Source organism: Psychromonas hadalis ATCC BAA-638 (assembly GCF_000420245.1).
GTDB classification, from domain to species: Bacteria; Pseudomonadota; Gammaproteobacteria; order Enterobacterales; family Psychromonadaceae; genus Psychromonas; species Psychromonas hadalis.
In genome coordinates, this window is record NZ_ATUO01000103.1 from 1 (window position 1) to 13,806 (window position 13,806).

The window sequence follows — 13,806 nt, forward strand, 5'->3', positions numbered from 1 at the left end:
ATTTCCTTTTATTTGACTTGAAAATAACATAACTGAGATCAGAAATTAGATGAAGGTGTGGTTGCCCTGACGCTTACGCTCGTTTTGCAGAAGAGATGTTAAAGAAACGTAAAGATAAAAGTGCTTATTATGAAAGTGTTTTTGAATACAATTATCAATTGGCTAATGAATTAGCGCAGTATTCTCATCATTATAACCAAGACAAAAAGCGAGCTGCATTTTCAATCTTTGACCATCAACAAAATAATATTATTAAAGCAATAGGTTATATCGGACATTTACAGGTTACTGATGAAAAAATAATTCAGTTTATAGATGACTCCAGCGTTCTATTTATTAGCATATGTTCATTACAAAGCTTTATCGTTGCAATAGAAAGTGAGATTCAGAGGTTTGTAGGTAAAACATTGCAAGCCCTTAATTCATTTCTATTTATCGCTCGTTATTATAATGGAGATTTTGATCAAGTATATAAAGAGCTTGAAGCTAATATGCCTATTGAGTCATTAGAAAAGCTTAACTATGGATGTTTAATAGAAAGACATACGATGCTTCCGTATTATGGGATATATGAAATGGAAGGTCATGAATTGATGGCCGCCAAATTCGAGAATAAATATAATAGATTAAGTCACATTTATAAAAGGTCTTTGTTCGCTCTTGGTGAATTAGATCTAAATTATGCATTAAGGTGCAAGTTAAATTCATCTGCTTTTGAAGCCTTATATATTTTAGGCGAATTGGACAAGATAGAGATAGAAACGTATATAGAAAAATTACATGAAAAATCTCACCTTCAACTTGTTAATTCATGCTATTTGCGTTCAAAAATATTGCCATATAGTCATGACAGAATAATAAAACTCATTGTCGTTAATCCCTATGCTCAAGGGTTAATATATTTGATGTATGCTTTTTCAGAAAATAATGTAGAAGCAGCACAAGTTTTTTATCAAAAAGCATTACCTTGTTTGAAACATATAAAATATTACTTTGTAGAAGCGACTTATTATTATGCTAAGTTTTTAAAAGAAAATGAACTTGATGATTTTCAAGTCATTTTTGACGAAGGCTATTCATTAGCAAAGAAACACTATTACCGCTATTTACAATATTGTTTTGAAGAGTTAGAAACTCCAACAGGGCTCGTATACGATAGTAAACATTACCCTCTACCAGATGGAGTAGATTTCACTGATTATATTGCTAAATTAACTAAACATTGCATACGTAATAATTAGCACTTTGAAAGTGCTTTTATTGTAGTCACTAAAAATGACTAGCACTAACGCATGTCTTTTGAGCATAAATCACAGACATAAAAAAACCGACATCAGTCGGTTTTTTGATTCGAGGCTTAGCAAACTAAACTAATCCGCCGCATAACCATTTTCCGGTAATACTTTACCATCTAAAATGGCTTCATTGCCTTGCATCGTTAAACGGCCTGATAAGAACCATTGTGCTACCAGCGGGTAGATCAAATGCTCTTGTGTTAATACACGTTCGCGAAGATCTTCACTACTGTCATCACTAAATACTGGCACTTTAGCCTGTAAGACTGTTGGGCCACTATCAGCGCTGGCGTAACAAAATGCACGGTTACACCGTGTACGTCATCGTATGCTTGGTAGTTCATTTTCTGCGAAACGGTAACATTAACAGGCTAATAATATTCAATGGTTGTTGATTGTTATACTGGCTTAACCCCTGTTGTAGGTCCTGATAATCTTGTTTGGGTTTGTTGATGTAAGTGCCAAATAATTTATCCCATATAATCAAATTAAAGCCGTAATTACTGTTGGTCTCTCGTACAATTTGACTGTGATGTATCCAATGTACTTCCGGTGTGACAATCAATTTTCTAAGCTGTCGCTCGGCTTGCTTAGGCAGTTTTATATTGCTGTGATTAAACAACGCCATTGCATTTAATATTATCTCAAAAAGGATAACTGCGATCACGGGAATGCCCAGCAATACAATCGAGGCAATCTTAACTAACATCGAAAATAACATTTCAAAGGGATGAAAACGCACTGCACTGCTGACATCTAATGCTGCTTCACTGTGATGAACTTGGTGCATAGACCATAGCAATGGAATCTTGTGCATCAAAACATGCTGCCAATAGATGATGAAATCCATCAATACGATGGATAATAACAAGATGAAAAGCGCTATATAATCACTGCTTAAAAATTCGAAATAGTTAATCAAACCCACACCGTTGGATTGGCTCCATTGTGCTGCGCCTACCGCAAGCATGGGTAGGCTGATTTTTAATAATAAGCTAGAGATTATTACCAAGGTAATATTGGTCGACCATTGCCTAATGTGGCTACTTTTACGCTTAGCCAGAGGATAACAATATTCTGCAATGGCAAGCATCACTAACAAAACGATAAAGATAGTAGGACGAATAATTTGTTCGTTTGCGATGAAGCTATTCATAATAGTTCAGTGTCTTGTTGATCGATTTTTAACGTATGGTAACCCGCCCATATGCGATTAAAGGTGGTGATCCAGCATAATAGGCTGAAACCAAGTGCAAGGGCTGAAAAGTGTAAAGGAAATAAACATAACAGCACTAAAAACGCGATGGTTTCGGTGCCTTCAGTCAGGCCTCCAATATAATAAAGAGACTTAAAACGATAAACGGGGTTTTCTATTTTTTGTTTACTGGCCATTATCGCAAAGGATAAAAAACTAGTGCCCGTACCGATAAATGAGAAGATTAAAAAAGCGCCTGCGACGGCATTCTCTTGAGGTAGTGCTAATATAAAAGCGAAGGGGATTAGCGAATAAAAAATGAAGTCTAAGGTAATATCTAAAAAACCACCTGCATCGCTGATACCTTGAAGTCGTGCCACCGCGCCATCGAGTCCATCAAATGTTCGATTGATTAAAATAAAAATCAAACCTGCAATATACCATTGAAATATAATCGCAATAAATGCTAAGAGACCAAAGGCAAAACCCACTAGGGTAATGTGGTCAGCTTTAATTCCCATTTTATTGATTTTATTGGCCATCAACTCAAGCGGTTTTTGTACCATTTTTATGGTGTAGCGATCTAACATATCTGTTCCTGTTCTTTTAATATAGATGATAAATTTGTAGGCCAAATAATCGTTTTGGCATTTAAGGGAATATCTTCTTGGTCATGCGTTACCATCAAAACGGGCAAACTATTTTGTTTGATTAAATCAAATACCCATTGTCTAAATTCTTGACGTAGTTGTTGGTCTAATTTGTTAAAGGGCTCATCTAATAACACCGCGCGTGGTTTGGCTAATAATAGCCGAATCATACTTATTCTCGCGCGTTGGCCACCACTTATTTGGCTTGGGTTTTTATCCGCTAACATAAGCAGGTTATGTTGTTCTAAAGCCACTAGCGCTTGTTCTTTTCGCTGTCTTTTTTTGATGCTATCGGGTAGCGCAAAAGCTAAGTTTTGCCAAATGTTAAAATGCGGAAATAACAGATCGTCTTGAAATAGAAAACCTATTTGTCTTTCTTCTACTGCTATCGAATTGAGCAATTTACCATTAAGCGACACTTCACCTAAAACGTCAAAGTCGTTTAAAGGGTGTCCTGCTATGGCGTGTAATAAGGTCGATTTTCCACAGCCACTCGGGCCCATTAACGATAAAACTTCACCCGCTTTAATTTCAAAAGTAAGATTGCTGATGAGTCTATTGCCTTGCTGGTCGCGCAACGTTAAATTGTTAATTTTTAAATTATTCATCATGCATTCCTGCTTACCGATAGACTGTCACGTTTATTAAAGCCCGAAAATGTTTGTCGGCTTTCTAATGGCCCAGTTCTTTTTGCAATAAAGAGGGCCAAGGCAAAAAAGAAAAGTGGCGTGATGGTTTGTAATAATGCGTATATAGCCATCACTCTTCTATCCTGTCCACTGGATAACGCGACTGCTTCTGTGGTGATGGTGGCTATTCGCCCGGCTCCTAGCATTAAGGTTGGTAAAAATTGCGCCAGACTGACACTGATACCCACTGCCATGGCAATGCTCATTGCGGGCATTAATAGGGGCATCTTAATACTCCTCCACACAAAAAACGGTGACTTACCAAGGCTTAATCCAACTTTATTAAAACGTTGATCAAAGCTGCGCCATGGACCATCTAAGCTTAAATAAATGTAGGGAAACACAAAAAACACGTGAGACCAGAGCACCCATAAATAAAAGTTGTCTGCACCCAAGTAAATAGAGGCCAATTGCATGCCTAATAAAATAGAAAGCTGGGGGGCGATAATGGGTGTCACAATCAGAATAAGAGGTATCAGTAAGTGTCTTTTTTGATTGCATTTGTTGGCATTATTTCTGTTATTAACATGCAACAAGACCAACACCAGCAAAAGAGCAATGCTAGCACTTAAAATAGCAAGACCAATGCTGGTCAAAAAGGTATCGAATAAATAAGGCAGTTCACTTTGCCAAAATTGTAGTGACCATTTCGACGGTAAAATATGTGGGTAGGGCCAGCGTTTTGCTAATGACCAAATAACAATCATAATCAAACTTACTGAACTCATTAATAAAACACTAACAATGCCTAGATTACCAAGACCTATGCGAGCAAGCAGATCAATACCTTTAAATGTTGTTAAGGTTTTTCTGCCACTAAATTGCCAACTCACCCATTTTTTTAGCAACAACCATTCGATAAAAATGACCGTATAAACAAGTACTACACAAATAAACACAAGCACCAATGCGCCAGATGCAGCCATTAAATGCTTGTTGAGATCAGAGTCATTTAACCAAGACCAAATCATCACGGGCAAGGTTGATGGAATGCTGGGGCCGATAATTAACGACACATCAACCACTGATAAGCTGTACGCCATAATTGCGATGATGGCAAAACGCATTTTAGGTAACCACTGTGGGAAAATTATTTTAAGCCATACCTGATGTTTATTGAAACCAAGGCTTTGCGCACATTGAAATGATTGCTTTATATTAAGTTGTTTTAGCAGTGCAATGCTCATAAACAAAATAAAAGGCACTTCTTTAAGGGTTAAGCCAATAATCAAACCCAATTGATGTTTGATTATTTGCACATCATTAAACAATATAATATCAAATAGCTGAAAGCTTAATCGTGAAATAAAACCGCTTGGTGTAAACAAAAATGCAAAACCGATGGCAAAAGCCACATGCGGTAACGCCAGAATAGGCGCGATAGCGTTTTCAATTTTTTGCCAATGTGTTGATTGATACCAACGTTTTAAAATCGCAAAGCTAATCAATACCGAGAGAAAGGTACTGATAATGCTGACATTAAGCGTCATTAAAATCGATTGACCAATACCCGGAAAATGAAAGAGCCGCACAAAACCAGAGAGTGACCAGTGAAATTGATTTAACAAAGGATTAAAATCAAATGCTGCTAATAATAAACCACTCAGGCCAGGTAACATCGGCAGGAAGCAAATAAGTAACACCGTCACTAATACGACGGTTTTAGTTGAAGCGAGTATCCACTTAGGAATCGTTACACAATAACTTGCGCTAAATTGTTTCCAAAAATCCTGAAATGACTGGTTATTTTGAAAACAAAAGCGCAAGTAATTTTGAAGCCGATTTTTAGTCATGTTTTACATTAATGCCCATAACGTTTTTGCCACTCTTGTTCGAGTGCCGCTTGCCAACTAGGATGAGGCTCTGCCACAGACTTAAACAGTTTGGTATTTGCTGCACTGCCAGAGATATATTGTTTTTTAAGTACCGATGGGTCGCCCCATTGCTTTAAATCACCTTTTTTAGATTGTGCAACAGGGCTTAATAAAAAGTTAATCGCGACCAGAGCACCTTCTTTTGCATTGGCATTAAAGGGGATCGATAAGAAGTGAATATTAGATAATGCACCATTAGTCATCGCATAAGAGTCTGTTGTGTCGGCTAATGTACCGTTGCTTTGTGCGCTGCTCACTTCATTGGGATTAAATGAGATAGCCAAATCTAATTCACCATCATCTAACAATTGCAGTGTGTGCGCGCTTGAAGTGGGAAACTGTTTACCTTGATGCCAACTCACTGGGTGCAGTTGATCTAAGTATTGCCACAGCGGATTAGTGATTTTTGAAAATGTATTTTTATCAACCGCTTGATATAAAAGTGCTGGATCTTCAACTAATTCAAGCAAAGCCGTTTTTAAAAAGCCAGTACCATGAAAAGAGGGCGGTTGTGGGTAGCTGAATTTGTTGGGATTTTGTTTTGCAAATTGTAGTAGTTTTGTCATCGACGTTGGAGGTGTTGGTGTACGTTTTTTGTCGTGGATAAAAATAAGCTGTCCAATGCCCCAAGGCGCTTCTAAACCCTCAGTGGGTTCAGTGAAATCATTATTTACAGGGAAGTCGGTATTAACAAACTGCCAATTTGGTAATTGCTGCACAAAAGGTTGCGTGATCAACTGGTTCTGTTTCATGTTTTTAAAGTTTTCGCCATTAATCCACACCATGTCGATAGTGCCCGCGCTGGTTTTTCCTGCCGCTTTTTCTGCCAATAAACGGCTAATAGCCGTTGAGATATCATTCACTTTGACATGTTGTAGACGAACATCAAATTGTTGCTGTAATTGTTTATCTACCCAACGTAAATAGTCATTAATTTGTTGGCTGCCACCCCATGCATAAAAGTAAACCGTTTGACCTTTGGCTTGTTTTTCAACCTTGGACCAATCCAAGTTTGTTAAGCCTGAACTCTGGGCAAAGGACAAACTGCTTACTGCAATGAAAGCGGTTACGATGGCTATTTTTTTTACTATTTGTTTAATTTTTTGTTTCATTACGTTTTTCATAAAACCCCTATTTTATTGTAAATCGCTGTATTCTATACATTAATGTCTTCTTATAAATTGGTGGTATTTTTCAATCCAGGTTAATATTTTTTGTGGTGCATGATTTTTCTTCCAAACACCCGCTGTGTATTTTGCCGCTTCACTCATCGTCGGGTAAGGATGAACGGTCGCCAATATTTTATTGAGGCCTAATTTGTAACGCATCGCTAAGGTAAATTCAGCTAATAACTCACCTGCGTGACTGCCGACGATAGTCGCCCCTAAAATACGATCGCTGCCTTTTGGGGTAATTATTTTGATAAAGCCTAGATCATTGCCGTCTGCAATAGCGCGATCTAAGTCATTAATTTCATACTTGGTTATTTCAAAATCAAGCTTTGCCGCTAACGCTTCTTTTTCATTAATACCTACTCGAGCAACTTCTGGGAAAGTATAAGTAACAGCAGGAATGACCGAATAATCGACTTTGAATTTTTTAAGCGCGCCAAATAACCCATTAACAGCCGCATACCATGCTTGATGAGCTGCAAAGTGTGTTAATTGCATTGGGCCTGTTACATCACCCACTGCATATATATTGGGATATTTTGTTTGTAAGTACTCATTAACTTCAATGGTGCCCGTTTTTGTTAATGGTATGTCCAATTCTTCAAGGCCAAATCCGCTGACATTAGCTTTACGGCCAACGGCAAATAACACTAAATCAAAGGTGACGGTTAAGGGCTGTTGGTCAACTTCAAGAAACGCTATTTGGCCTGTTTGGTTTTTCTCGAACTTCACCAGTTTATGTTTTAATAGAAGTGTTACACCTTCATCGATTAACTGTTGCTCAACAAGGTTAGCCGCGTCTTTATCTTCCTTTGCTAATACTTGATCGGCAAACTCGACAATCGTGACTTTACTACCGAGTCGATTAAAACATTGACTAAGCTCGGCGCCAATCGGACCAGCCCCGATCACTAAGAGATGCTCTGGTAGTTTCTCGATATCCCAAATCGTATCGGAGCTTGCATAGTTGATAGACTCAAGCCCTGAAATAGGCGGAATAAATGGCTTGGCACCGGTTGCGATAACGATGTTTTTAGTGCTGATAATTTGATCGTTTATTTGAACCTGCCAGGGGGTTAATATTTTTGCATCACCTTGTAAACATTGCACCCCTAAGTCCTGATAACGCTCAACGGAATCATGTGGTTCAATTTTGCTAATCACCTCTTTTATTCTTGTTTGTATCTTTTTAAAATCGATGTGATTAATTTGTGCATCGATACCAAATTTTTGCGCATCATTAATCTCTTTAATGTTTTTGCTGACTCTAATTAATGCTTTCGAGGGCACACAACCCGTGTTCAAACAGTCTCCTCCCATTTTATGTTTTTCAACCAAAATCACTTTGGCTTTAACTGCAGCAGCAATATAAGAGCTCACTAATCCGCCTGCACCAGCACCAATGACAATCATATTTTGATCAAAGCTTTTCGGTTTTGTCCATGCTTTATAGACGATATTACGTTGAAGGGCGCTGAGCAGGATTTTTAGAAATAGGGGTAATAAGCCCAATAAAACAAATGCCACTAATACGTTGGGTGAAACCAGTCCTGATAATGAGTCTATTTCACTTAATTGAGTGCCTGCGTTTAAATACACTAAGGTTGCCGGAAACATACCGATTTGACTGAATAGGTAATAGGTACGGGCTTTTATTGGTGTCAGTCCCATTAATAAATTGATCATAAAAAAGGGGAAAGCCGGTATCAATCGCAGTGACAGTAAATAAAGCGCACCGTCTTTGCTAATACCTGCATTGATTGATGATAAATGGCCTTTAAAACGTTCTTGTACCCAGTCTTTTAATAGATAACGACTGAACAAAAAAGCCAACAACGCACCAATAGAGCTTGCAAAGGAGACTAAAAGTACACTTGGCCAAAAACCAAATAACGCAGCACTAAGCAGGGTGAGGATCAGCGCTCCAGGAATGGAAAGCGCGGTTGCCAAAATATAAGTGATAAAATATAAACTAAAGGCAGTGATAAAATTTTGGTTAATGAATTGATTTAATTGTATTTGGACTTCTTTTGCATGTTCAAGGTTGATTAAATGTTTGAACTGGAAAGTTGCAATAATTGCAATTAGCACTATAAACATAAGTACAATTTTTTTATATTTCATAAAATAGGTCGACCCGTGTAATAAAAGGCTTAATGCTCAATAGTATTAATAATATTAAGCGCTTAGCTACTGCTTACTTAGTCTAGGTTAGCAGTAAGATAAAAATAGGAAAGCAATGAGAAAGGTTTCCCTGTGGATTTCATGACTAACTTCTCTTTTGCTTGCTTTTCTTTTATTGCTCGCCTATCTGCTGCTTGGTTAGCACGTAAAGCGAACTGTTGTCGTTTTTGCTGACTTAACCCAGACAGAATACTGCCTGAAAAGATGCTGATGGGTTTTGCCGAGCCTGATGATTTTGGACTACTGCACATCACTTACTCCCGAATCTTTGTTGTTAATAGATTGCTTGTAATAAATGACCGTTGATATAGCTAAAAAATTTCCTGTGCCGAGAAGATAACGATGCAGAAGCATCTTTCACAAACTTGCAAGCAGACAAGGTTGAATCTACTGGCATAAAAAAACCGACACAAGTCGGTTTTTTTTGATTAGAGGTTTAGCAAACTAAACTAATCCGCCGCGTAACCATTTTCTGGTAATACTTTACCATCTAAAACAGCTTGGCTACCTTGCATCGTTAAACGGCCTGATAAGAACCATTGTGCAACAAGTGGGTAGATCAAATGCTCTTGTGTTAACACACGTTCACGTAGATCTTCGCTACTGTCGTCTTCAAATACGGGCACTTTAGCCTGCAATACGATTGGGCCACTATCAAGCTCAGGGGTGACAAAATGCACGCTTGCGCCGTGTACATCATCGTTTGCATCAATCGCACGTTGATGGGTATTAATGCCCTGATATTTTGGTAACAAAGAGGGATGAATGTTGATCATTTTACCCAAGTATTTGTTAACAAAGTCAGCACTTAAAATACGCATAAAACCAGCAAGAATAATTAAATCAGGCTGATGCTTCTCAATTTCAGCACTCAGTAAAGTATCATAAGCTTCACGAGATTCAGCCCCTTTGCTCGCAACAACAGCAGTATTGATACCTGCTTCAACTGCACGCGCTAGGCCGTAAACATCAGGTTTATTGCTGATAACGGCAACCACTTTTGTTTGTTTGTCGTTAAGAGACTGGTTATGTAACTTATCAATGATCGCTTGCAGGTTCGTGCCACCACCAGAGATAAGTACAATAATCTTTTGAGTTTCCATCTGTTTAGTTAATCTCTACTTGAGATTCGCCGTCAGCCACGTTTGCGATATGACCTAATACCCAAGCATTTTCACCCTGTGCAGTTAAAATTTCAACCGCTTTCTCTTTTTCAGAATCAGGAACAACAATCATCAGACCTACGCCACAGTTAAAGGTGCGGTACATCTCTTGTGTTTCAACGTTACCGTTCTCTTGTAACCAGTTGAAAATGGCAGGCCATTCCCAGCTTTTACCATCGACAACGGCTTTGTTGCCCGCAGGTAATACACGTGGAATATTTTCCCAGAAACCACCGCCTGTGATATGCGAAATAGCATGTACTGGGCAGTTTTTAATTAATTCTAATGTTGATTTAACGTAGATTTTAGTCGGTGTTAATAAGGTATCACCTAGCGTTGAATCACCAAATGGTGCGCTTGTATCTGCTTTTGATACTTCTAAAATTTTACGTATTAACGAGTAACCGTTTGAGTGAGGACCACTTGAACCAACAGCGATAAGTGCATCACCGGCAGCGACTTTAGTGCCATCAATCACGTCAGATTTTTCAACAACACCCACACAGAAACCTGCGATATCGTAATCGTCGCCTGCATACATGCCCGGCATTTCAGCCGTTTCACCACCAATTAATGAACAGTTTGCTTGTAAACAACCTTCACCGATACCTGTTACGACAGCGGTTGCCACGTCAACATCCAATTTACCGGTTGCGTAATAATCTAAGAAAAACAGGGGCTCTGCACCTTGCACGATTAAATCGTTAACACACATAGCGACTAAATCGATGCCGACAGTGTCATGTTTTTTAAGGTCAATGGCTAAACGCAGTTTGGTACCCACACCGTCAGTACCCGCAACTAATAAAGGCTCTTTGTAGCCAGTTGGTAGTTGACACAATGCGCCAAATCCACCTAATCCACCCATTACTTCTGGGCGTTTAGTGCGTTTTGCTACACTTTTGATACGTTCAACTAATGCTGTACCTGCGTCAATATCTACGCCAGCGTCTTTATAGCTTAAAGAGGTTTTTTCGTTGCTCACTTGCAATCCTCGCAAAATTAATTGTAAAAACGGTTATCGTCTTTACTTTAGGGATGAAAATTCTGCGCGCATTTTAACATTTATATTTCAAGGGTCGAACTGTTTCTGAGAAGAATTTACATTTTCAGGTAAATATTTCATAAATTTTTGCTTAATAAAGAGAAATAGAGGTGATCTGGACAATTTAAACAGTAATTAGTTATTTATCATCTTGCATTCAGCAATGATCTGCTTATTATCTAATTTCAACTTTAATCTTGGTGATGACGCAACATGATCTCTACATTTTTCAAACCTCTCTTATTGATGTTAATTGTCTTTTTCTCTGCCCTTGCTAGTGCAAATCTATTTGATAGCCCTTATCAGGGTAATGTGATGGTGGGCTCTTTTGATGAAAAAGAGTTAAAAGAGATGGCGCTTAAACAAGTACTGATAAAAGTGTCGGGAAATTCAGAGATTGTTCGCCGTGATGAAAGCAAACTATTGCTAAAGAAAACCCAACAGATGTTAGCGCAATATGGTTATCGCAACTATCAAGGTATCACGTATTTTTCTGCCTTGTTTGATAAGCGAAAAATAAACCAAGCCTTGAAAGAGATGCAACAACCGGTGTGGGGAGAGACGCGGCCTACTACTTTAATCTGGTTAATAAAAAATAATAAACTACTTTCAGATAATACGATTAAACACAGCAATGATAGATCGCTGAGTGGGTCTTTACAAAAAAATGAACACCGCCGCGGTATACGCTTGCAATTTCCTTTGATGGATCTGGATGACAACCTGGCACTTTCTGTTTCAGATGTCAGAGGGCGTTTTTACAAGCAGGTTGGAAATGCCTCTTCTCGTTATGGATTAAACCACTTTGTTGTTGCGGAGTTAAAAATACTTAACAGTGAAAAATGGAAACTAAGTTGGCAATTAATTACCACAGATAAACGTTCTAAACAAAACACTATATTAGTGAGTGAAAACGTTACGGGTAAAAAATCTTTGGTGCTGAGTCAAATGGTCAATACATTGGCTGATTATTATGCTGGGCAGTATGCCGTTTTAGAAAACCAAGGCGAGAAGTTTATTCAAACCCTACACATTAATGGCATCGATTCATTAGCTAAACTGAGTCAATTAAATCGTATTTTGGAAAATCTGCTTGCTGTCTCTTCATTTAATATTCTGGCAACGGAGGGGGCGTTAATCACCATTGATGTAAAAATTAATGGTGGTTTAAACAGTTTTAAAAATGCCTTAATCATACAACCCCATTTACAGTTAGATACAACACAACGAGTTATTCCTGAGAAGATACCTGAGGTTGATGAAACTGAAACATTAATAACTGACGCTGAAACTGAAAAAACAGAAGCGCTTTATTTTAATTGGCGTTAAGGAAAAATATGCCTCAGGATGAATTACGTTTTCAATATCCACTGCTTGCACTGAAATTTCCTGATGATGAAACTTTTGCAAGTTTCTATCCGGGTCAAAACGCTGCACTATTAACACAACTTAAAAATAGTGTAGTCGGTGCGGGCGAGCCTATTTTGTATATGTGGGGCGAATCAGGTAGTGGTCGTTCACATCTTTTACATGCATTATGCTCAGAAGTTGATGAGCGTGGTGACAGTGTGGCTTATATTCCACTGCACCATTATCAAGGCATGAGTCTTGATATATTTGAAAATATGGAAAATATGACTCTGCTTTGCATTGATAATATTGATGCGATTGCAGGTGATAAAAAGTGGGAAAAAGCACTGTTTGATTTTTATAACCGTTGGTTAGACAATAAAGAGCAGCGCAGTGAAGGGACGAGTCTTATTCTCTGTGCGAACAATCTACCCAAACAAATTGGCATAAAACTCAAAGATTTGGTTTCTCGTTTAGAGTGGGGCGCTTGTTATCATCTGTCGCCTTTAAACGATGAAGAAAAATTAGGTGCATTGCAACTGCGTGCCGAGCTTAAAGGCATGAAACTCTCTGTTGATGTAGGGCGCTTTTTATTAAACCGCCTTTCAAGAGAAATGGATATGCTACTTAATACGCTCGATCGCTTAGATAACGCCTCATTAGAAGCACAACGAAAATTGACCATTCCTTTTGTTAAAGAGGTGTTGGGGTTATAGTCTTGTGAAGCGTTGCTTATCCGAAATTCAGGTTACTTAGTCATACGGATGTAATTCCCGTTTTATATTAAGCATTAAAATCAACCTACTAGGTTGATTTTTTGCATTCATTCATATGAAGATCACCATCGAGCAATCATTAGAAATACGCTTGATTGCTTGATATGACTGAGCAGTGTCATGACTTATGACAGAGTCACTGCATTAATTGTCATGAATATATACCCGTTATCATTCAAGGTGCAAAATTCAGCAAGCTGTGAGGTGAGCAGGTTCTAGGCAGAAAGTTGAAGGTCTAACTGGTTCAATCGATGCTTTCTAACAACGAAGATGCTTGCCTCAAAGCTTGCCTTGTGGGTCGCCAGCTCGAAAACTAATTCGGCGTTGCAGTATATTCGATAAGGGCTAGCCATTGTCATCATACAGCGCCTTGTCTTAGTGTCCGAGCTGACGACTGAATAAAGCACTTTGAT

The 13,806-nt window shown here is 38.4% G+C and carries 13 protein-coding genes; 3 read left to right on the plus strand and 10 right to left on the minus strand.

Annotation, left to right across the window (positions count from 1 at the left end; genetic code table 11):
- Positions 1-95 precede the first annotated feature (95 nt).
- Entirely contained in the window at positions 96-1,241 is a 1,146-nt protein-coding gene (locus G322_RS22345) for a hypothetical protein (protein WP_022942146.1), read from the plus strand.
- 129 nt (positions 1,242-1,370) lie between these two features.
- Here G322_RS22345 and G322_RS22770 read toward each other — a convergent pair whose 3' ends face one another.
- The 10 genes from G322_RS22770 to purM form a co-directional block, all read right to left on the minus strand.
- A complete protein-coding gene (locus G322_RS22770; RefSeq protein WP_022942147.1) occupies positions 1,371-1,547 on the minus strand; it encodes a hypothetical protein in 177 nt (58 codons plus the stop codon).
- Positions 1,548-1,635: 88 nt separating this feature from the next.
- A complete protein-coding gene (locus tag G322_RS0112730; protein WP_022942148.1) occupies positions 1,636-2,451 on the minus strand; it encodes a sterol desaturase family protein in 816 nt (271 codons plus the stop codon).
- Positions 2,448-3,080 carry a CDP-alcohol phosphatidyltransferase family protein gene (locus G322_RS0112735; protein WP_022942149.1) on the minus strand — a complete coding sequence of 211 codons (633 nt, stop codon included), beginning with the start codon at positions 3,078-3,080 and terminating at the stop codon, positions 2,448-2,450. Before G322_RS0112735 ends, G322_RS0112730 begins: the two co-directional genes overlap by 4 nt.
- Positions 3,074-3,748: an ATP-binding cassette domain-containing protein gene (locus G322_RS0112740; protein WP_022942150.1), complete on the minus strand. Its 675-nt coding sequence runs from the start codon at positions 3,746-3,748 to the stop codon at positions 3,074-3,076. The genes G322_RS0112735 and G322_RS0112740 overlap by 7 nt, the downstream gene beginning before the upstream one ends.
- A complete protein-coding gene (locus G322_RS0112745; protein WP_022942151.1) occupies positions 3,748-5,622 on the minus strand; it encodes an ABC transporter permease in 1,875 nt (624 codons plus the stop codon). The genes G322_RS0112740 and G322_RS0112745 overlap by 1 nt, the downstream gene beginning before the upstream one ends.
- Positions 5,623-5,630: 8 nt before the next feature.
- On the minus strand, positions 5,631-6,827 hold the full coding sequence (locus G322_RS0112750) for an ABC transporter substrate-binding protein (RefSeq protein ID WP_022942152.1): 1,197 nt from the start codon (positions 6,825-6,827) through the stop codon (positions 5,631-5,633).
- A 39-nt stretch (positions 6,828-6,866) separates the two neighbouring features.
- Complete coding sequence (lpdA, locus tag G322_RS0112755; protein ID WP_022942153.1) at positions 6,867-8,999, minus strand: dihydrolipoyl dehydrogenase; 2,133 nt, start codon at positions 8,997-8,999, stop codon at positions 6,867-6,869.
- A 77-nt stretch (positions 9,000-9,076) separates the two neighbouring features.
- Positions 9,077-9,310 (minus strand): hypothetical protein, encoded by a 234-nt coding sequence (locus G322_RS20740; RefSeq protein WP_022942154.1) that lies wholly within the window; start codon positions 9,308-9,310, stop codon positions 9,077-9,079.
- 198 nt (positions 9,311-9,508) lie between these two features.
- The gene (purN, locus tag G322_RS0112765) at positions 9,509-10,162 is read right to left on the minus strand and encodes a phosphoribosylglycinamide formyltransferase (protein ID WP_022942155.1); all 654 of its coding nucleotides are present in this window, start codon (positions 10,160-10,162) and stop codon (positions 9,509-9,511) included.
- Between the two features lie 4 nt (positions 10,163-10,166).
- Positions 10,167-11,207 (minus strand): phosphoribosylformylglycinamidine cyclo-ligase, encoded by a 1,041-nt coding sequence (gene purM, locus G322_RS0112770; protein ID WP_022942156.1) that lies wholly within the window; start codon positions 11,205-11,207, stop codon positions 10,167-10,169.
- A 273-nt stretch (positions 11,208-11,480) separates the two neighbouring features.
- On the opposite strand from purM, the gene G322_RS20745 reads away from it, so the two are divergent.
- Both G322_RS20745 and hda read left to right on the plus strand, forming a co-directional pair.
- The gene (locus tag G322_RS20745; RefSeq protein ID WP_022942157.1) at positions 11,481-12,596 is read left to right on the plus strand and encodes a DUF2066 domain-containing protein; all 1,116 of its coding nucleotides are present in this window, start codon (positions 11,481-11,483) and stop codon (positions 12,594-12,596) included.
- Positions 12,597-12,604: 8 nt separating this feature from the next.
- Positions 12,605-13,333 carry a DnaA inactivator Hda gene (gene hda, locus G322_RS0112780; RefSeq protein WP_022942158.1) on the plus strand — a complete coding sequence of 243 codons (729 nt, stop codon included), beginning with the start codon at positions 12,605-12,607 and terminating at the stop codon, positions 13,331-13,333.
- Positions 13,334-13,806: the final 473 nt, after the last annotated feature.